Annotated in this window: 17 protein-coding genes and 1 pseudogene; 7 read left to right on the plus strand and 11 right to left on the minus strand. The window is 62.0% G+C overall.

Translation table 11 applies throughout. The features are described from left to right. The first annotated feature begins 4 nt into the window (after nucleotides 1-4). Genes IEX53_RS03060 through IEX53_RS03075 form a run of 4 tightly spaced genes read left to right on the plus strand, consistent with a single transcriptional unit; the run spans nucleotide 5 to nucleotide 4679 of the window. Complete coding sequence (locus tag IEX53_RS03060; RefSeq protein ID WP_188821336.1) at nucleotides 5-1570, plus strand: ABC transporter ATP-binding protein; 1566 nt, start codon at nucleotides 5-7, stop codon at nucleotides 1568-1570. Next, nucleotides 1570-2655: an ABC transporter permease gene (locus IEX53_RS03065; protein WP_188821805.1), complete on the plus strand. Its 1086-nt coding sequence runs from the start codon at nucleotides 1570-1572 to the stop codon at nucleotides 2653-2655. Before IEX53_RS03060 ends, IEX53_RS03065 begins: the two co-directional genes overlap by 1 nt. Nucleotides 2656-2657: 2 nt before the next feature. Beyond that, the gene (locus tag IEX53_RS03070) at nucleotides 2658-3578 is read left to right on the plus strand and encodes an ABC transporter permease (protein WP_188821338.1); all 921 of its coding nucleotides are present in this window, start codon (nucleotides 2658-2660) and stop codon (nucleotides 3576-3578) included. Nucleotides 3579-3611: 33 nt separating this feature from the next. Next, nucleotides 3612-4679 carry a BMP family ABC transporter substrate-binding protein gene (locus IEX53_RS03075; RefSeq protein ID WP_188821340.1) on the plus strand — a complete coding sequence of 356 codons (1068 nt, stop codon included), beginning with the start codon at nucleotides 3612-3614 and terminating at the stop codon, nucleotides 4677-4679. A gap of 83 nt (nucleotides 4680-4762) precedes the next feature. Here IEX53_RS03075 and IEX53_RS03080 read toward each other — a convergent pair whose 3' ends face one another. From IEX53_RS03080 to IEX53_RS03115, 8 genes are all read right to left on the minus strand, one after another. Then, nucleotides 4763-5257, minus strand: a complete 495-nt coding sequence (locus IEX53_RS03080) for a PIN domain-containing protein (protein ID WP_188821342.1) — start codon at nucleotides 5255-5257, stop codon at nucleotides 4763-4765. After that, on the minus strand, nucleotides 5254-5586 hold the full coding sequence (locus tag IEX53_RS03085; protein ID WP_188821344.1) for a type II toxin-antitoxin system prevent-host-death family antitoxin: 333 nt from the start codon (nucleotides 5584-5586) through the stop codon (nucleotides 5254-5256). The genes IEX53_RS03080 and IEX53_RS03085 overlap by 4 nt, the downstream gene beginning before the upstream one ends. A 56-nt stretch (nucleotides 5587-5642) precedes the next feature. After that, nucleotides 5643-6257: a leucyl/phenylalanyl-tRNA--protein transferase gene (gene aat, locus IEX53_RS03090; RefSeq protein ID WP_188821346.1), complete on the minus strand. Its 615-nt coding sequence runs from the start codon at nucleotides 6255-6257 to the stop codon at nucleotides 5643-5645. A gap of 5 nt (nucleotides 6258-6262) precedes the next feature. After that, entirely contained in the window at nucleotides 6263-7624 is a 1362-nt protein-coding gene (gene accC, locus IEX53_RS03095; RefSeq protein ID WP_188821348.1) for an acetyl-CoA carboxylase biotin carboxylase subunit, read from the minus strand. Between the two features lie 16 nt (nucleotides 7625-7640). Then, nucleotides 7641-8105 carry an acetyl-CoA carboxylase biotin carboxyl carrier protein gene (gene accB / locus IEX53_RS03100; protein ID WP_188821350.1) on the minus strand — a complete coding sequence of 155 codons (465 nt, stop codon included), beginning with the start codon at nucleotides 8103-8105 and terminating at the stop codon, nucleotides 7641-7643. Nucleotides 8106-8200: 95 nt separating this feature from the next. After that, entirely contained in the window at nucleotides 8201-8650 is a 450-nt protein-coding gene (gene aroQ / locus IEX53_RS03105; RefSeq protein WP_188821353.1) for a type II 3-dehydroquinate dehydratase, read from the minus strand. Nucleotides 8651-8831: 181 nt separating this feature from the next. Then, complete coding sequence (locus tag IEX53_RS03110; protein WP_188821355.1) at nucleotides 8832-9626, minus strand: DsbA family protein; 795 nt, start codon at nucleotides 9624-9626, stop codon at nucleotides 8832-8834. 78 nt (nucleotides 9627-9704) lie between these two features. After that, the gene (locus IEX53_RS03115; RefSeq protein ID WP_188821807.1) at nucleotides 9705-11123 is read right to left on the minus strand and encodes a M48 family metalloprotease; all 1419 of its coding nucleotides are present in this window, start codon (nucleotides 11121-11123) and stop codon (nucleotides 9705-9707) included. 172 nt (nucleotides 11124-11295) lie between these two features. Here IEX53_RS03115 and IEX53_RS03120 point away from each other — a divergent pair. Next, nucleotides 11296-12383, plus strand: a pseudogene (locus IEX53_RS03120) (pyridoxal phosphate-dependent aminotransferase). 95 nt (nucleotides 12384-12478) lie between these two features. Further along, nucleotides 12479-12715 carry a metallothionein gene (locus tag IEX53_RS03125; RefSeq protein WP_188821357.1) on the plus strand — a complete coding sequence of 79 codons (237 nt, stop codon included), beginning with the start codon at nucleotides 12479-12481 and terminating at the stop codon, nucleotides 12713-12715. Nucleotides 12716-12720: 5 nt separating this feature from the next. On the opposite strand, the gene IEX53_RS03130 is transcribed toward IEX53_RS03125, so the two are convergent. From IEX53_RS03130 to IEX53_RS03140, 3 genes are all read right to left on the minus strand, one after another. Then, on the minus strand, nucleotides 12721-12999 hold the full coding sequence (locus IEX53_RS03130) for a DUF3175 domain-containing protein (RefSeq protein WP_188821359.1): 279 nt from the start codon (nucleotides 12997-12999) through the stop codon (nucleotides 12721-12723). A gap of 130 nt (nucleotides 13000-13129) precedes the next feature. After that, the gene (locus IEX53_RS03135) at nucleotides 13130-13570 is read right to left on the minus strand and encodes a CBS domain-containing protein (RefSeq protein WP_188821361.1); all 441 of its coding nucleotides are present in this window, start codon (nucleotides 13568-13570) and stop codon (nucleotides 13130-13132) included. Between the two features lie 155 nt (nucleotides 13571-13725). Continuing rightward, nucleotides 13726-16623, minus strand: a complete 2898-nt coding sequence (locus tag IEX53_RS03140; protein ID WP_188821363.1) for an Rne/Rng family ribonuclease — start codon at nucleotides 16621-16623, stop codon at nucleotides 13726-13728. Between the two features lie 663 nt (nucleotides 16624-17286). On the opposite strand from IEX53_RS03140, the gene IEX53_RS03145 reads away from it, so the two are divergent. Next, nucleotides 17287-18453: an N-acetylmuramoyl-L-alanine amidase gene (locus tag IEX53_RS03145; RefSeq protein ID WP_236016030.1), complete on the plus strand. Its 1167-nt coding sequence runs from the start codon at nucleotides 17287-17289 to the stop codon at nucleotides 18451-18453. Nucleotides 18454-18559: the final 106 nt, after the last annotated feature.

The following is an 18559-nucleotide window of genomic DNA, read 5'->3' on the forward strand; positions in this document are numbered from 1 at the left end:
ACTTGTGTCAGCTGTATCCGCCAACCCGCCGCTTCTGGACGTGCGCCGGATCACCAAGGTTTTTGGCAATCTGGTGGCGTGCGACGCGGTTGACCTCGTCATCGAGCCGGGGGAAATCCACGCGCTGCTGGGCGAGAACGGCGCGGGCAAGTCCACCCTCGTGAAGATGCTGTTCGGCTCGCTCCAGCCCGCTTCGGGCGAAATCCTTTGGAAGGGCCGCCCCGTCACCATTTCCAGCCCCGCAATGGCGCGAAGGCTGGGCATTGGCATGGTGTTCCAGCATTTCTCGCTGTTCGACTCCCTGACATCGGCCGAGAACATTGCGCTGTCGCTCGATAAGACCACGCCGCTCAAGACGACCGCCGCCAAGGCGCGCGAAATCGGCGAGGCTTACGGCCTGCCGCTCGATCCCGATAGCGTGGTCGGCGACCTCTCCGTGGGCGAGCGCCAGCGCATCGAGATCATCCGCTGCCTGCTCCAGGAACCGGATTTGATCATTCTCGACGAGCCAACATCGGTCCTGACGCCGCAGGAGGCCGACCGCCTGTTCGAGACGCTGGAGCGGCTGCGCGCCGAGGGCAAGTCGATCCTTTATATCAGCCACCGGCTCGAGGAGGTGAAGCGCCTCTGCGACCGCGCCACGGTCCTGCGCCACGGCAAGGTGGTTGGCCATTGCGACCCGAGGCAGCAGACCGCCGCATCGCTCGCCCGCATGATGGTGGGGAGCGATATCAAGACGGTGGTTCGACAGGCTCACCATGAGGGTGACGCAAAACCGCTTCTGCAAATCGTCGGCCTGAGCCAGCCGCCGCGCGGGCCGTTCTCCACCCCGCTTCACGATATGAACCTCTCGGTTCACGCGGGTGAGATCGTAGGCATTGCCGGCGTGGCGGGCAATGGGCAGGGCGAGTTCTTCGAGGCGGTGTCCGGCGAGGCGTTGCAGGCAAATGCCGGAATGGTGCTTATCGATGGGAATCCCGCCGGGCGCGCGGATATTATGAAGCGCAGACGCCTCGGCGCGGCCTTCGTGCCGGAGGAGCGGCTGGGCCATGGGGCGGTGCCCGATTTGCCGTTGACCGACAATCTCCTCCTTTCGCGCCACGCCACCGACGGCAAGACCTTTCTCAAGGGCGGTCCGCTGAAAATCCTGCGCCATCGCGGCCTCCAATCCGCCGTGAACGCAATCGTCAAGGCGATGGATGTGCGCAAGAGCGGCGAAAACCCCGATGCCGCCGCGCTTTCAGGCGGAAATCTGCAGAAATTCATCATCGGGCGTGAGTTGGCCCGCAAGCCCTCCGTGCTCGTCGTAAATCAGCCCACTTGGGGCGTTGACGCGGGTGCGGCGGCGCATATCCGTCAGGCGCTGGTCGATCTTGCCAGGGGCGGCTCCGCTGTCGTCGTCATCAGCCAGGACCTGGATGAGCTTCTCGAAATCTGCGATCGCATCGCTGTGATGAACCATGGCAGGCTGTCCGAGGCGCTTCCGACAAGCGAAGTGACGCTCGAAAAGATCGGCCTGATGATGGGCGGGGCCGATGCAGAGCGCAAGATGACGGGCAAGGCCGCATGATGCGCATCGAACTTACCCGCCGCCCGCAGCATTCGGTTCTGTTCAGCGCGCTTTCGCCGTTGATCGCGCTGACTCTGACGCTCATTGCCGGAGCCATTTTCTTCGCGCTCATGGGCAAAGAGCCGCTCCACGCTCTCTATGTCTATTTCGTCGAGCCGCTGACCGAGACCTGGTCGCTGCATGAGCTTCTCGTCAAGGCCGCGCCGCTGATCCTGATCGCGGCCGGCCTTTCGCTTTGCTACCGCGCCAATGTCTGGAACATCGGCGCGGAAGGCCAGTTCATCGCCGGGGCCATTGCCGGGTCGGTGCTGCCGGTGATGTTCCCGGATTTCCAGTCCTGGGTCGTGTTGCCGATAATGCTGCTCATGGGAATGGCAGGCGGCGCGGCCTATGCCTCCATCCCCGCCTTCCTCAAGGTGCGCTTCAACACCAATGAGATCCTGACCAGCCTGATGCTGGTTTATATCGCGCAATATTTCCTCGACTGGATCGTGCGCGGCCCGTGGCGCAATCCGGAAGGCTATAATTTCCCCGAGACGCGGCAGTTCAACGCCTCCGCCGTCCTGCCGGAAGTATGGTCCGCATCCGGCCGCGCCCATTGGGGCATCGTGCTGGCGCTGGTGGCGGCCATCGTCCTCTGGTTCGTGCTGGCGCGCACCATGAAGGGCTTCGAGGTGCGGGTGCTGGGCGGCAGCCCGCGGGCAGGGCGTTTCGCCGGGTTCAGCGCCGGGAAGATGACCTTCTTCGTCTTCCTCGTCTCGGGCGCGTGTGCTGGTCTGGCGGGCATTGCCGAAGTCTCCGGCGCCATCGGCCAGCTTCGTCCCAGCATTTCGCCGGGCTACGGCTTCACCGCCATCATCGTGGCGTTTCTGGGACGGCTCAATCCGCTCGGCATCGTCGCTGCCGGGTTCGTCCTGGCTTTGTCCTATCTGGGCGGCGAGGCGGCACAGGTCGCCATCGGCATTTCGGAAAAATCCGCCCGCATCTTTCAGGGCATGATCCTGTTCTTCGTGCTGGCAAGCGACACGCTCATTCATTACCGCATCCGGCTCGTCTCGTCGAAGCCGGTGAAAAAGGAGGGCTGACGATGGAAATGACCGAGGCCATCCTCCTGACCGTCGCCACCGCCGCCACACCGCTGCTCATCGCCGCCATCGGCGAGCTGGTGGTGGAGCGCTCCGGCGTCCTCAATCTCGGCGTCGAAGGCATGATGATCATGGGCGCGGTCACGGCCTTTGCCGTCGCGCAGATGACCGGATCGGCTTGGCTCGGCATGTTCGCCGCCATCCTCGCGGGCGCGGCCTTCTCGGCGCTGTTCGGCTTCCTCACCCTGACGCTGGTGACCAATCAGGTGGCGAGCGGCCTCGCGCTTACCATTCTCGGCCTCGGCGTCTCCGCCATGATCGGCGAGAGCTTCGTCGGCCTGCCCGGCGTGCGCATGGAAGCGATCCACATTCCTTACCTCAGCGAACTGCCGCTTATCGGTAAATTCCTCTTCGGGCAGGACCCGATTTTCTATCTCTCGATCCTGCTCGTCATCGGCGTCCACTGGTTCCTGTTCCGCAGCCGCGCTGGGCTGACGCTGCGCGCCATCGGCGACAATCACAAATCGGCCCATGCGCTCGGTGTCCATGTGGTGCGCACGCGCTATCTCGCCGTGCTCTTCGGCGGCGCCTGCGCCGGGCTCGCGGGCGCGCAGCTCTCGCTCGTCTATGTGCCGCAGTGGGTGGAGAACATGACCGCCGGTCGGGGCTGGATCGCGCTGGCGCTCGTCGTCTTCGCCTCCTGGCGGCCATGGCGCGTGCTGGCGGGCGCCTATCTCTTCGGCGCGGTGACCATCGGGCAGTTGCACACGCAGGCGCTGGGCTTCGGCCTGCCGTCGCAGTTCCTGTCCGCCTTGCCCTATCTGGCGACGATCCTCGTTCTCGTCCTCATCTCGCGGAACCGTCGTGCGACCATGATCAATACCCCGGCTTCGCTTGGGAAACCCTTCGTGCCGGACCGGTAACAAGACACACTAAAAAACAGGAGAGCAGTCAACATGAGGAAAATGCTTCTGGCGCTTGCCGCTGCGGCGAGTGTCGCATTTGTGGGCGCAGCGAATGCGCAGGACAAGCTGAAGGTCGGCTTTATCTATATCGGACCGCCCGGCGATTTCGGCTGGACCTATCAGCACGATCAGGGCCGCAAGGCGCTGGAAGCCGCGCTGGGCGACAAGATCGAGACCACCTATTTGGAAAACGTACCCGAGGGTTCGGATGCCGAACGCTCCATCGAGCGTCTGGCGCGCTCGGGCGCGAAGCTGATCTTTACGACCTCCTTCGGCTATATGGACGCCACGATCAAGGTCGCCAAGAAATTCCCGGACGTGAAGTTCGAGCACGCGACCGGCTACAAGACCGCCGATAATGTCGCTGTCTACAATTCGCGCTTCTATGAAGGCCGCTATGTGCAGGGCCAGATCGCCGCGAAAATGTCGAAGGCGGGCGTCGCCGGCTACATCGCCTCGGTTCCGGTGCCCGAAGTGGTGCAGGGCATCAATTCCTTCATGCTGGGCGCGCAGTCGGTTAACCCGAACTTCAAGGTCAAGGTCATCTGGGTCAATTCCTGGTTCGATCCGGGCAAGGAAGCCGACGCCGCAAAGGCGCTGATCGACCAGGGCGTCGACATCATCACCCAGCACACCGATTCCACCGCAGCCATGCAGGTGGCGGCGGAGCGCGGCATCAAGGCCTTCGGCCAGGCATCCGACATGATCAAATTCGGGCCGCAGACGCAGCTGACCTCCATCGTCGACAATTGGGCGCCCTACTATATCGAGCGCACTAAGGCGGTGCTCGACGGCACGTGGAAATCCCAGAACATCTTCCACGGCATGCATGACGGCTTCGTCGTGATGGCGCCCTACACCAACATGCCCGACGACGTGAAGAAGATGGCCGAGGAAACGCAAGCCAAGATCACCTCCGGCGAGCTGAAACCCTTCACCGGCCCGATCAAAAAGCAGGACGGCTCGGTCTGGCTGAAAGAAGGCGAAACCGCTGACGACGCCACCATCCTCGGCATGAACTTCTACGTCGCCGGCATCGACGACAAACTGCCGCAGTAAGACGATTTGAGACGCAGGATTCAGGAGCGCCGGGAAACCGGCGCTCTTTTTTATGGCGGAAGGGAGCAAGGTTTGATCGTCTCTCAGGTTTCGCCAGCGCGCTCAAGAACGGCGTGGGCGATATTGTTCGCAAGGAAATAGCCCGCCTCGCGCCACTGATCGAGTATTGGTGCGATGGCTGGAATGAGGCCTCGCTGTTTGGCCGCGAGCAGCAGTCCGGCGCTGCCAATGACCGTCAGCCCCTGACGCCGTGCCGTCTGCCGGCCGAGGCGTTCATCCATAAGGACTGGGCATTGCAGTGCGACCGCCATATGAATTGCCGCGATTTCACCCGCGTCGAGAACAGCCAGATTAACACCAGGGATGCCTGGCACGACGATGTCGGCTCGCACATGAATTTGCCCGGTTTCGGCAGCTATGCGAATGACACGCGCTCCAGGCATGGCGACGTCGGCAACACACTCTGCATATACAGTCTCCGGCACAATGACTTCGTCGATCATGCCGGTCAGCAATGGGATAAGATTGCTCTTTGCGAATATGATGAGCGGCGAAGCGTCGGAGGCGACCAGCTTCACGAATGTGTTCCGAGCGCGGCCAGTTCCTCCTCGAGTTCCTCCGCCGGATAATCGATTGCAGGGACGCCCATCGCGCCGAGTTGCGCTATAAATGCTTCGACGGACAGATCCGCAAGCTTTGCGGCCTTGCCAAGGCCGATGGCTTTGTCCGCGAAGAGCCGCACGGCCATCGCAACTGCCACCCCTTCTTTCAAAAGATGCTCATCCAGGGGCACCGCGACGAAAAGCGGGCGACCGTGCTTGGCGATGAGAGATAAATGACCGGCCTCCGCCTGCCGTACCAGATCGCCTGTCCTTTCGCGAAGGTCACGAACTGAAAATGTCTCCATGGCAGGTCTCCAATTGTGCCGCAATTTGATAGCACAATTTTGCCAAGCAAGCCATATTAAAACTCCACCACCCCCGACAGCGCCTCCTCCAGCATCCGCTCATAGCGTTTGCGCGGCACTTCGATCGCGCCGAAGCGTTCCAGGTGCTGGGTGGTGAATTGGGTGTCGAGCAGGGTGAAGCCTCGGGCGTTGAGGTGCTCGATGAGATGGACGAGGCAGACCTTGGAGGCGTCGGTTTCGCGCGAGAACATGCTTTCGCCGAAGAAGGCCTTGCCCAGCGTCACGCCATAGAGCCCGCCGACGAGCTGCCCCTCGCGCCAGGCCTCGACGGTGTGGCAATGGCCGCGCTTGAAGAGGGCGGTATAGACCTCGCGGATCGGCTGGTTGATCCAGGTGCGGGCGCGCTTGCCCGTGCCGGAGGCGCAGCCGTCGATAACGCCTTCGAAATCCGTGTCAAGCCGGATCTCGAAGCGCCCTTGACGGATAACCTTCTGCAGGCTCTTCGGAACGTGGAAATTGTCGAGGGGAATGATGCCGCGCTTTTGCGGCCGGACCCAGAACACCTCCGGGTCGTCGGCGTCCTCCGCCATGGGGAAGACGCCCGAGGCATAGGCGCGCAGAAGGAGGTCAGGCGAAATACGATGATCGTTCGCCTGCCTCCCCACTGCCATGCCGGTTACTCGCCCTTGGGCTCAGTGGACTGGCGGGCGAGATACTTCTCCAGCCAGTGGATGTCGTAATCGCCATTGGCGATGTCAGGATTGCTGATCAGATCCTGGAATAGCGGCAACGTCGTCTTGATGCCGTCAACCACGAACTCGTCGAGCGCCCGGCGCAGCCGCATCATGCATTCCACGCGATTGCGCCCATGCACGATCAGCTTGCCGATCAGGCTGTCGTAATAGGGCGGGATCTTGTAGCCGCTATAGACGCCCGAATCCACGCGAATGCCAAGACCACCGGGCGTATGGAAATGGGTGATGATGCCGGGCGAGGGGGTGAAGGTGCGCGGGTCCTCGGCATTGATGCGGCACTCGATGGCGTGGCCCTGGAAGCGGATATCTTCCTGGTGGACCGACAAGCCGCCGCCGGAGGCGACGCGGATCTGCTCATGCACCAGGTCGATGCCGGTGATCGCCTCGGTGACGGGATGCTCCACCTGCAGCCGGGTGTTCATTTCGATGAAATAGAACTCGCCATTTTCGTAGAGAAACTCGATCGTGCCCGCGCCGCGATATCTAAGCTTCTTCATCGCGTCGGCGCAGATCTCGCCGATCTTCATGCGCTGCTCGGCATTGAGGGCAGGGGAGTTCGCCTCTTCCCAGACCTTCTGATGGCGGCGCTGCAGCGAGCAATCACGCTCGCCCAGATGCACCGCATTGCCTTCGCCATCACCGAACACCTGGATTTCGATGTGGCGCGGCTTTTCCAGATATTTTTCCATATAGACGGCATCATTGCCGAAAGCCGCCGCCGCTTCGGTGCGGGCCGTGGTCCAGGCTTCGATGAGGTCCGCCTCGGTCTTGGCGACCTTCATGCCGCGTCCGCCACCGCCGGCCGTCGCCTTGATCAGCACCGGATATCCAATGGCCGCCGCGGTCTTCAGCGCGTCCGCCTCGGTCTTGATCTCGCCATCCGAGCCCGGAACGACGGGAATGCCGAGTTCCTGCGCGGTGGTCTTGGCGGTGATCTTGTCGCCCATCAGGCGGATGTGCTCCGCCGTCGGGCCGATGAAGGTGATGCCGTGCGCCTCAAGGATCTCGGCGAACTTGGCGTTCTCCGACAGGAAGCCGTAGCCCGGATGGACGGCATCCGCGCCTGTTATTTCGCAGGCGGCAACGATCTGGTGGATGTTCAGATAGCTTTCGCGCGAGGGCGGGGGGCCAATGCATACGCTTTCGTCGGCAAGGCGGACATGCATGGCGTCGGCGTCGGCGGTGGAGTGCACAGCCACCGTGCTGATGCCGAGCTCCTTGCACGCCCTGAGCACCCGAAGTGCGATTTCGCCGCGATTGGCGATGAGGATTTTCTGAAACATCGTGTCTCGCCCGTCCTTATTCGACAACGATCAGCGGCTCGCCATATTCGACGGGCTGGGCATCATCGACAAGGATGGCCGTCACGGTTCCCGCGCGGGGCGAAGGGATCTGGTTCATCGTCTTCATCGCCTCGATGATCATCAGGGTCTGGCCTTCCTTGACCTTCTGGCCAACCTCGATGAAGGGCTTCGCGCCGGGGGCCGGGGCGAGATAGACCGTGCCGACCATGGGCGAGGGAACGGCGTTCTTCGATACGTCGGCGGGCTTCGGCGCTTCCACGGTGGCGACCGGCGCGGCAGCGGGGGCCGGCGCATAGACTGGCGCTTGCTGCGGCACGGTCGCATTGATCGTCACCTGCCGCGAAACGCGGATGCGCAGGTCGCCTTGCTCGATTTCGATGTCGGTCAGGTCCGTCTGGTTCAGGATCTCCGCGAGATCGCGGATGATCTCCTTGTCGATGCCTGCGCTTCTGTTTGCCATTGCCTGGCCCTTTCCCACTATTCCCGTTCTTCTTTTACCGCGTGATCTTACCCGAAAGGCCTGCAACTTTTGCTACGCTGACCGTCGGTTCGGGATCATGCTTTGTTTTCGGCAGCGAATGCCGCCAGCGCGCGCAAGCCCATCACATAGCCATCCGCGCCGAAGCCGCAAAGGACGCCTTTTGCGACCGGCGAGACGAATGAATGGTGCCGGAAGGCTTCCCGCGCATGGATGTTTGATAGATGCACCTCGACGACCGTAACCTTCGCCGCGCGGATCGCATCCTGCAGCGCAATCGATGTGTGCGTATAGGCAGCCGGATTGATTAGCACCGACGCGCCTTTTTCCCCGGCTTCCTGGATCCAGTCGACGAGGTCGCCCTCATGGTTCGACTGGCGGAACTCGATCTCGACGCCAAGGGCCTTCGCCTCGCGCCTGCAGGCAGCCTCAATGTCGGCGAGCGTCGCGGCGCCATAGATTCCCGGCTCACGCTTTCCCAGCATGTTGAGATTGGGACCGTTGAGAACAAGAATTGTCTGGGCCATATCCGGTTACTGCTACTGACCTTTGGAACTGCCGGTACTTCAAGACATCGGTATTTCAAGACGACAACGCGGATGCGCATCCCATATAGAAGGGATGCGCGCAAGGTAAAAGCCTGAAAATGGCGGAAAACGATAGGTTCCTCGTGTTTTCTCCACCAATTTTTCAGCTTGCAGGGCTGTCCTAGCCATTGCCCTTGCGTTCTTCCGCGATCTTCTGGGCAAGGCCTTCAAGGCCGATGGCGCCCGGAACGACTTCATTGCCGATGATATAGGACGGCGTACCGGTGATGTTGAGCGCATTGGCGAGCTGGTAATTGGTCTGGAAGACTTCCGTGATCTCGGGCGACTTCATCTTCTCGCGCAGCTTTGCTTCATCCGCGCCCAGCTTCACCGCCAGGGCGATCGTGGAATCCTCCGTGGCGCGGCCCTGGTTGCCCAGAAGCGCGCGGTGGAACTCCAGATATTTCTCCGGCATCAGCGCCTTGAACGCCTGCGCCACGATATGCGCCTTCACCGAATCCGGCCCGAGGATCGGAAATTCCTTCATCACGAAGCGTATGTTCGGGTCGCTCTTGATCAGCGCGTCCATGTCGGGAAGGGCGTGCTTGCAATAGCCGCAATTGTAATCGAAGAACTCGACCACCGTGATGTCGCCCTTGGGATTACCGAATACCGCGTCGCCGGAAGCTTTGAACAGCTTGTCCGCATTGGCGGCGATCACCTCGCGCTGGCCGTCGCGCGCCGCAGCCGCCTGCTTGGCCTCGAGCGCGCTCTGTACTTCGAGCATCACTTCCGGGTTCTTGATGAGATATTCCCGCACGATCTGCTCCACTGCCGCGCGATCAAGCGGAGCAGCTTCCGTCGAAGCGGCGACAGCCTCCGGCGCGAGGCGCACATGCCCCGCCTGCACGGCCACGAACAGGGCGGCGAGCCCGGCAAGGCCGCTGGCGAGAGTGATGGTGATTGCTTTTTTCATGCGCTTCGTCCCGATTCCCGGATTTGAATTCTGACACTATCTGTATTGAGCAAAGAAATGCCGCGCCAGTCCCGCTGGTTACGAGCGTTTCTTTTTGCTGCTTTTGCTGTTGATGATATCCTGCGCCCGCACCCAGTCCGGCGAACCGCGCTTCAGCTTCTGTTGCGCCCGTAGCGCAAAGATTTTCGCTTCCTGGATGTTGCCGGAATAATAGTGCATGTCGGCGGTGGCGAGTTCCGCCTGGCCGATATCACCCATCTGCCCATAGGCCTGCGCAAGATATTGATAGCCCTGCGCGAATTCCGGATCGCGCGCAATCCCGGCCTTGAGCTCACGCACTGCCGTGGGCATTTCGCTCTTCGATCCCGTGAGCATGAGAGCGCGGCCGTGATTCATGCGGATCAGGCTTGATTTGCGCGGATCGAGCGCGGCGGCGCGCTGGAAAGCCTTGGCCGCGCCCGCGGCATCGTTGGCTTTCAGCAGGATTTCGCCGCGTATCTCGTGGAAATAGGGGTTCTTCGGCTGCTCCTTGATGAGCGCGTCGATCTTGGGCAACGCGCCCCTGGGGGAACTGTTCAGATAGGTGGAGATGGCATCGGCATAGCGCACGGCGAGGCCGCGCGGGTCCTTGCGCGACAGGCCCGAAATGGCTCGTGGGTTGGAGGTGTAGGCCGCGATTTTCGCCCGCATCATATCGTGCCGCTGCTGCAGTGATTCCGGGTCTTTTTTGTCGAAGTTGGGGCTTGCGCGGGCGAGCGTCTCCAGATTGGCGATGCGCTCGCGCGGCAATGGATGGCTGATGCGGTAGGGATCGACCCGCGCGCCGGTCAGCGCCAGCGCATTGGCGAAGCGCTCGAATGTGGTGAGCATCCCCTTTGCGGACTGGCCGGTCTTGTCGAGATAGGTGATGGCGGAGCGGTCGGCGGTCATCTCCTCCGTGCGCTGGTAGCTGAGCAGATTGCGCATCGCCATCTCCGTGCCGCCCAGCGCAAGCCCGCCGCCGGCCCCGGCGACCGAACTGTTGCCCGCCGCAGCGCCTGCCGCCGTCGCGCCCATGCCGAGCAGCATGCCGATGACGGCCATGGTTTGCGCCCGCTCCAACTGCTCGCGCAGGCGCTGCTGGTGCGCGCCCGCGAGGTGGCCGGATTCATGGGCGATGACGCCAATCACCTCATTGGGCGTTTCGGCTTGCAGCAATGTGCCGGTGTTGATGAAGATGCGCCGCCCATCGACAAAGGCGTTGAAGCTGTTGTTGTTGACGAGGATGATGCGAATGCCGCGGCTGTTGAGCCCTGCTGCCTTGAGGATCGGCGCCGCATAATCGGAAACCAGCGCCTCGATCTCCGCGTCGCGCACGATAGGCACCGGGCGGGATTGCGCAAATGCCTCGCCCAGCGGCAGAAAGCCGACCGCCGCGCCGGTCAGGGCGGCAGCGACTTTTCGCGGCAACGTCACGATCGGGGAAAAGGGGCGGGGAAGAAATGCGGCAAGGCCCATGGGATTTCCGGTCACTGGAGCTTTCGTGATCAGCCATCTTATAACGCGAATGTTGTGTAGCCTATAGCAATCAGGCAATTGTGCGGCAGGGATTCCCCAGGCCAAAAAGTGTAATCAGGAGGATGAGTTGACCGTTTTCTCGCGCCGTGGCGATGTGGAGCCGTTTCATGCGATGGATGTGCTGGCGGAGGCGAATCGCCGGCGCGCGGCGGGGCATCCGGTCATCTCCATGGCGGTGGGGCAGCCCGCCGATCGGCGCCCCGAGCCGTCCGAGCGGCTGCCGAGCGCGCCCTGCGGGATGGCCGCATCGGGTATACGGACGCGCTGGGGCTCATTGCCTTGCGCGAGGCCATCGCCGCCCACTACCGCGACCATTACGGGGTCAATGTCGAGCCGGAGCGCATCGCCGTCACGACAGGCTCGTCGGCGGCATTCAACCTGGCTTTCCTGAGCTTCTTCGATGCCGGCGACCGTGTGGCGATCACTCGTCCGGGCTATCCGGCCTATCGTAATATCCTGCGCGCGCTTGGGCTGGAAGTCGTGGAGATCCCCGGTGATCTGACGGGCGAGGCCTTGCGTGCGGCGCATGCGGAAAAGCCGCTGAACGGCGTGCTCTTCGCCAGCCCTGCCAATCCCACGGGCGCGATCATCGCCGCCAATGATCTGCGTGATATCATCGAGACGGCGAGGGAGCTTGGGATCCGGGTCATCTCGGACGAGATTTACCATCGTCTTTCCTATGAAGGGGGGGATGTAACCGCGCTCTCGCTTGGCGATGACGTCACGGTCATCAATTCCTTCTCCAAATATTATTGTATGACTGGATGGCGCATCGGCTGGATGGTTTTGCCCCGGGATGCGGTGCGTCCTGTCGAAAGGCTGGCGCAGAGCCTTTATATCTCGGCCCCAGAACTGTCCCAGATTGCGGCGATCGAGGCCTTCGGTGCGACTGAGGAGCTGGAGGCGGTCAAATCCCGCTACCGGCTCAATCGGGAAATATTGCTGCGCGGCCTGCCTGAGATCGGCTTTCACCTTGCCGCCCCCATGGACGGCGCGTTTTACGCCTATTGCGATGTCTCGCGCTTCACCAATGACAGCATGGACTTCGCCCGCCGCATGATTGCGGAAGCCAATGTTGCGGCAACGCCCGGCCATGATTTCGACCCTGTCGAGGGCCACCGCACCATGCGATTCTCCTATGCCGGCGCGCGGGAGGATATGGAAGAGGCGGTCAAAAGGCTGGCGAACTGGCTGGCATAAGGCAATGCGGGACAGCGGAGGGAACGATTTGGGCGGATGGCCGTTGTTGGGGTTCAAATCCGTGAGGGCGTTTCTATCCCGGAAGGAGAATTCCCATGGCCCGGTGCGATCAATGCGGCAATGATTACGACAAGCCCTTTCAGGTCAATATGGGTGAGACGACCTACACATTCGACAGTTTCGAATGCGCGATCCAGAAACTCGCGCCTGTTTGCCTCAATTGCCATGTCCGCATCGTCGGACATGGCGTGGAACAGGACGACGTCATTTACTGCTGCGTCCATTGCGCAGAAAAGAAAGGCGCGGATGCGCTTGTCGATCGCGCATCCTGAGCCATTCAGGCTGTTCGGTCGTACAACCGGCGAAGCTCGCTCTTTGCTTCCTCAAGCACCGTTTCACGCTCCGCCGGCAGATTCCTGCCGGCGCGGTTAATGTAGAAGTCCAGCATCGACATGGCAGAGCGGTAGGGATCGGCGTCGCCCTTTTCCTCCGCCGAGCGCTGAAGCATGGCCGCGATTTCCTGGGCATCGCCCCGCGCAAAAACGCCCGTTTTCAAATCGAGGGGATTGTCATGCTCGGTCACGTCTTTCGACCATTTGTTCATATTCTGGACCATTGCCTTGTCCTTTCGTCGGAATGGCCAACCGCGATGACACGGCTGCGTCATACCTAACGCGCAATAAAGGCGTTTCGATCCAATGCTCCCGATTATGTGTTCCGGCGCGGAGCCGGCCTTCGCGCGGCCATCAATGAAGGGTTTGCGAATGCTGCCCGCCGCGTTGGGAAATGCCCTTCAACGCTTCGCCCGTCTCCTTCGGCTCACCCTTCTCCTTGGCCAGGTCGCCAAGGGAAACAATGCCGACGAGGCGTTTTTCCCGATTTAGAACTGGCAATCGGCGGACCTGCAAATGGCTCATATTCTCGAGAACATGGCCGACATCTTCATCTTCGAAGCAATATTTGACGTCCGCGCTCATGACGTCACGGACCTTGGTGTCCGGGCCTTTGCCCGCCGCCACGCCCCTGATCGCGATATCGCGGTCGGTAATCATCCCGACCAACCGGTCGTTTTCACCCACGGGCATCGCTCCGGCATCGAGCTTTTCCATTATCTGCGCGACTTCGCGGATCGGCTGGTCCGGACTTACGATCCTGACCTCTTTTGTCATGCAGTTTCCGACTTTCATGGCAATCTCTCCTTAAGCTGTGGATACCCCGCCGCCGGATCGATATTGGTCGGGAACGAGTAGCTGCCGGTGATGTTCCCCCCGCATGGGAATTGTGAACCGCCAAAGAAAAAACCGGCGTTTCCGCCGGTTTTTTTGAAGTTTCTGAAGCTCTCTCAGAAGAACCCCTTCTTCTGCCACCAACCGGCGCGTTTCGGCTTCGAATCCTCATCGGAAGCGCTGGATGTCACGACCGGCTCGCTTGCCGGAGGCGGGGCGATCGGCGGAACCACCGGGGCAGGGGCCTCCTGCGGCGCAGACTCGCTCTTTTCTTCGACGGCAGGTGTCTCCGCCGCAGGTTCGCTCTGCGCGCCTCCATCGGCGGCCTCGGCAGCTTCCGTCACGGGTGCGGCCTTCTTCCGGCTTTTGCGGGCAGGCTTGGCAGGCTTCTCCTCCACCGGTGCGGCATCGAGATCCTGGGCAGCCGTCACCACTGCTTCCTCAACCGGCTTCGCCTTGGCCGAACGGCGGCGTGCAGGCTTCTTGGGCTGCTCGGTGCCCTCGACGCTGGCTGCGGCCTCGGCATCTTCCACGGGAACCGATACGGTTTCGGCCTCGACCGGCGCGACAACGACCGGCGCTTCCTCCACGGGAGCCTCGACCTTCGCTGCTTCCACGGCGGCGGCGATGGACGCGGCGCGCGCCGCTTCCAGTGCGGCGACGTCTCCCACCGGTTCGGCGGGCGATACCGGCGCCGATTTCACGCTGCCAATCGCCTCTTCGCCTTCGCGACGGTTCCGGCGTCCGCCACGGCGTCCACGGCGGCGCTTCTTGCCGCGCGCGTCGTCCGAGGCGTCGGCGGAAGCCGGAGCGTCCTCGCCATCCTCATCTTCGTCCTCATCACCCGGCTCGCCCGCGCCGGACTGGGCGTCGGCGGCGCCATTCTCCTGGCCGTCGCGGTCCCGTCCGCCACGGCGGCGGCGACGGCGGCGGCGCTTGCGGCCGTTTTCATCGGCGCGATCATCCCGGGCGGCTACAGACTCGCCAGCCTCTTCTTCTTCCTCCTCCTCGACAAGGATTTCCGGCTCATCGACCTCATCCTCGACAGGCTCGGGATAGGAAGCAGCCATCGGCGCCGGAGAAACGGGGCCAAGCGCCGGGGTGCCCCGGTCGATGACGAGATGCTGCTGCGAGCCGAGGCTGTCATCCGCCTCGATATCGATGGTCAGGCCGAAGCGGGCTTCGAGATCGGCCAGGTTCCTGCGCTTGTGGTTGAGCACATAAAGCGCGGTAGAAACCGGCGTGCGCACGATGATGTTGTGCGTCGAGTGACGCAGCAGATATTCCTCGATCGAGCGCATCACATGCAGCCCCACCGAAGAGGCGGAACGGATGAAGCCCGTTCCCGCGCAGTGAGCGCAGACCTGCATGGTACTTTCCAGCACGGAGGCGCGGATACGCTGGCGCGACATTTCCAGAAGGCCGAAATGCGAGATGCGGCCGACCTGGATGCGCGCGCGGTCATCCTTGAGGCAATCCTTCAGCCGCTTTTCCACGGCCCGGTTGTTGCGCTTCTCTTCCATGTCGATGAAATCGATGACGACGAGGCCCGCAAGGTCGCGTAGGCGCAATTGCCGCGCCACTTCCTCCGCCGCTTCCAGATTGGTCTGGAGCGCGGTGTCCTCGATGGAATGCTCGCGCGTGGAGCGCCCGGAATTGACGTCGATGGAGACGAGCGCTTCCGTCTGGTTGATGATGAGATAGCCGCCGGATTTCAGCGTCACCTGCGGCTGCAGCATCCGGTCGAGTTGCGCCTCGATGCCGTTGCGGGCGAAGATCGGCACCGGATCGCGATAGGGCTGCACCACCTTGGCGTGGCTCGGCATCAGCATCCGCATGAAATCCTTGGCCTCGCGATAGCCTTCTTCGCCGGCCACGAGGATTTCGCTGATATCCTTGTTGTAGAGATCGCGGATCGAGCGCTTGATCAGGCTGCCTTCCTCATAGACGAGGCTAGGGGCCGTCGATTGCAGCGTCAGGGCGCGGACATTTTCCCACAGCCGCATCAGATATTCATAGTCGCGCTTGACCTCCGCCTTGGTGCGGTTTGCCCCGGCGGTACGCAGGATCACGCCCATGCCTTTCGGGACTTCCAGCTCGGTGACGATTTCCTTCAGCCGCTTGCGGTCCGGCAGGCTGGTGATCTTGCGCGAAATGCCGCCGCCGCGTGCCGTGTTCGGCATCAGCACAGAGTAGCGCCCGGCGAGCGACAGATAGGTCGTCAGCGCCGCGCCCTTGTTGCCGCGCTCTTCCTTGACCACCTGCACCAGCAGGATCTGGCGGCGCTTGATCACTTCCTGGATTTTGTACTGGCGGCGCTGGAAGCGCTGGTGCGTCGGCACTTCCTCCATCGCATCCTCTGCGCCGACCGACTCCACCACGTCGTTCTCGTCGTGGTCTTCGTCGGAGGCTTCCTTGCGGCGACGCCTGGACGAGGGGCGCTTTTCGTCCTCACCCGACGAACCGAAGGCGTCGGCTTCGTCCTCGTCGCCGTCCTGCGAAAGCGCCTCGGAAATCACGTCGCCTTCGACTGCGGCGGCGATGGTGGTGTTGCCCGCTTCGTCGCTCCCGTCATCCGTCGACGTCTCGCTCTCAGCCGCTTCGTCCTCGTCAGCTTCGGCCTTTACGGCTGCATCTTCGGGGCGGCGGCGCTTGTCCCTGCGCTTGCGGCGGGACTTGTCCTCGCGCCCGCCATTGCCTTCGTCATCCTCATCTTCCTCGCTGGCGGCTTTTGCCTCCGCTTCGAGAAGGGCCTGACGGTCGGCGACGGGGATCTGGTAATAATCCGGATGGATTTCGCTGAAGGCGAGGAAGCCGTGGCGGTTGCCGCCATATTCGACGAAAGCGGCCTGGAGCGAGGGCTCCACGCGTGTCACCCGCGCCAGGTAGATATTACCCTTGAGCTGCTTCTTGTGCTCGGATTCGAAGTCGAATTCTTCAATCCGGTTGCCGCGAACCACGACAACGCGGGTCTCCTCCTGGTGGGAGGCGTCTATTAGCATCTTGTTCGACATTATTGTTTTTCCTACCGGCGCGCATGCGCGGAACGAGCGAGACGAGCAACGCCTGGTAGGCGTTCGTCCTCCTGTTCACGCGCGTGCCGGATAATCTTGGGTTCGCTGGGGCAGATTGAGCGGCCCGCACACGCAACTGCCTTGCGGCGATCACGGTATTCAGGCTGGCACTGGTCAATTCCATATGACCCATTATCTGTTCCGAACGAAACGACCTCATACATGGCCCGGAATGCCGGACCGACCTTTTATGCTCGCTTGGAGCCGGTAAAGCCGCCGGGAGACGCGCTTCACCTCTTTGTTTAAGCGGAAAGGACACACTCCCGTCGCTTCCCGCAAATTCCGTGCCGGTTACCCAGCGTTTGCCCCGCCTTTGCCGTTCCCCGCAATCCCGCCACAACCTGGCGCTATCGCAACATTGCCGGAATTGATTCCGACGGCAAATTTGTAACCCGACTTGCTTTTATGACCTCATATGGTCGATGACAAGACCGAATGTCAGGGGCAAGGCTTCGTTAACCATAACGAATTACTCCTCGTTTACGAATAGACATGATGACGAAGGGGCCCATGCCGCCATTGTTCTTGAAATGGGAGAAGAGCGATATTTTCCGTCACTTCGCGAAAGTGCCCGGAACCGTCCTCCTGTTTCTTCTCGCCCTGATGGGTGCGGCCAAGGCCGATGGCGCGCTCGCCGCGCTCACATTCCGGGCCGCCGGCGACGAACTGCGCACCCGCGTCGTGGTGATGTTCGACCGCGAGCCGGCGGTGTCCACGCTTCTTCTCGCGCATCCGCACCGGCTGGTGATCGACCTGCCCAAGGCGAATTTCGGCTTCGACCAGAAATCGCTGGAACCGCGCGGCCTCATCACCCATGTGCGCTACGGTCTGGTCGGCACTGACCGTTCGCGGATGATTCTCACCCTCAAGGGCCCTTTCAAGGTGGAGGGCGTGCGCGTCGTGAAAAACGAGAACGCACCGGGCTACCGCCTGATGGCCGATATCGTGGCTACGTCTGACCGCGAATTCGCGCAGGCGCTCGAAACGCAGAATGCGAGCACCGGCGCGATGCGCGCGGCCCGCAAGGGCGACCGCATCGGCACGACTCCCGACCCCGTGCCGCCGCATGTCTTCACCGTCATGATCGATCCCGGCCATGGCGGTATCGACGCGGGCGCGGAAAGCCTGCACGGCGTGAAGGAAAAGGACGTGACGCTCGCATTCGCGCGGGAGTTCCGCGATCTTCTCGCAAAGAGTGGCGATATGCGAGTGCTGATGACGCGCGAAGACGACACATTCCTGCGCCTTTCCGAGCGGGTGCGCATCGCCCGCCAGCATGAGGCCGATCTCTTCATTTCCATCCATGCCGATACGATCAACCAGCACGATATAAGGGGCGCGACGGTCTACACCCTCTCGGACAAGGCGTCCGACGCCATGGCGCGCGCCATGGCGGAACGCGAAAACAAATCGGACGCCGCCGCCGGCGTGACCCATGAGGAGCCGCCCGAAGTCTCCGATATTCTGGCGGATCTTATGCGCCGGGAAACCCATGCCTTTTCATGGAGTTTCGCGGGCAAGGTGGTCAATGCTCTCCAGAACCAGACCCATCTCATCAATAATCCGCACCGTGCCGCCGGTTTCCAGGTGCTGCGCGCGCCTGACGTGCCGTCCGTGCTGGTGGAAATCGGCTATCTCTCAAATGCCGAGGATGAAAAGCTGATGACCGACCCGGCCTGGCGCACCCGTGTGGCGACCGGGCTGGCGGAAGCGGTCAAGGCATTTGCCGCATTGAAGAACGGTCAGGCGGTCACCAGGAGTGGGGAGTGAGGTTCCCTTGCAACAGGTTTCCAGCATTTCGCATGGCGAATCTAAAGCGCGCGTGGTTAAGTTCTGAATTACGGCAACGCGTCCTTGTCTTTGTCGCATTTGACGG

This window comes from Paramesorhizobium endophyticum, assembly GCF_014640615.1.
Lineage (GTDB): Bacteria > Pseudomonadota > Alphaproteobacteria > Rhizobiales > Rhizobiaceae > Paramesorhizobium > Paramesorhizobium endophyticum.

Coding starts and splice junctions, on each gene's coding strand:
- accB (WP_188821350.1), bottom strand. CDS start 8,105: ATGGCAAACAGAAGCGCAGGCATCGACAAGGAGATCATCCGCGATCTC.
- IEX53_RS03115 (WP_188821807.1), bottom strand. CDS start 11,123: ATGGGCCTTGCCGCATTTCTTCCCCGCCCCTTTTCCCCGATCGTGACG.
- IEX53_RS03135 (WP_188821361.1), bottom strand. CDS start 13,570: ATGAAAGTCGGAAACTGCATGACAAAAGAGGTCAGGATCGTAAGTCCG.
- IEX53_RS03085 (WP_188821344.1), bottom strand. CDS start 5,586: ATGGAGACATTTTCAGTTCGTGACCTTCGCGAAAGGACAGGCGATCTG.
- accC (WP_188821348.1), bottom strand. CDS start 7,624: ATGTTTCAGAAAATCCTCATCGCCAATCGCGGCGAAATCGCACTTCGG.
- IEX53_RS03065 (WP_188821805.1), top strand. CDS start 1,570: ATGCGCATCGAACTTACCCGCCGCCCGCAGCATTCGGTTCTGTTCAGC.
- IEX53_RS03145 (WP_236016030.1), top strand. CDS start 17,287: ATGGGTGCGGCCAAGGCCGATGGCGCGCTCGCCGCGCTCACATTCCGG.
- aroQ (WP_188821353.1), bottom strand. CDS start 8,650: ATGGCCCAGACAATTCTTGTTCTCAACGGTCCCAATCTCAACATGCTG.
- IEX53_RS03110 (WP_188821355.1), bottom strand. CDS start 9,626: ATGAAAAAAGCAATCACCATCACTCTCGCCAGCGGCCTTGCCGGGCTC.
- aat (WP_188821346.1), bottom strand. CDS start 6,257: ATGGCAGTGGGGAGGCAGGCGAACGATCATCGTATTTCGCCTGACCTC.
- IEX53_RS03130 (WP_188821359.1), bottom strand. CDS start 12,999: ATGGTCCAGAATATGAACAAATGGTCGAAAGACGTGACCGAGCATGAC.
- IEX53_RS03075 (WP_188821340.1), top strand. CDS start 3,612: ATGAGGAAAATGCTTCTGGCGCTTGCCGCTGCGGCGAGTGTCGCATTT.
- IEX53_RS03125 (WP_188821357.1), top strand. CDS start 12,479: ATGGCCCGGTGCGATCAATGCGGCAATGATTACGACAAGCCCTTTCAG.
- IEX53_RS03140 (WP_188821363.1), bottom strand. CDS start 16,623: ATGTCGAACAAGATGCTAATAGACGCCTCCCACCAGGAGGAGACCCGC.
- IEX53_RS03070 (WP_188821338.1), top strand. CDS start 2,658: ATGGAAATGACCGAGGCCATCCTCCTGACCGTCGCCACCGCCGCCACA.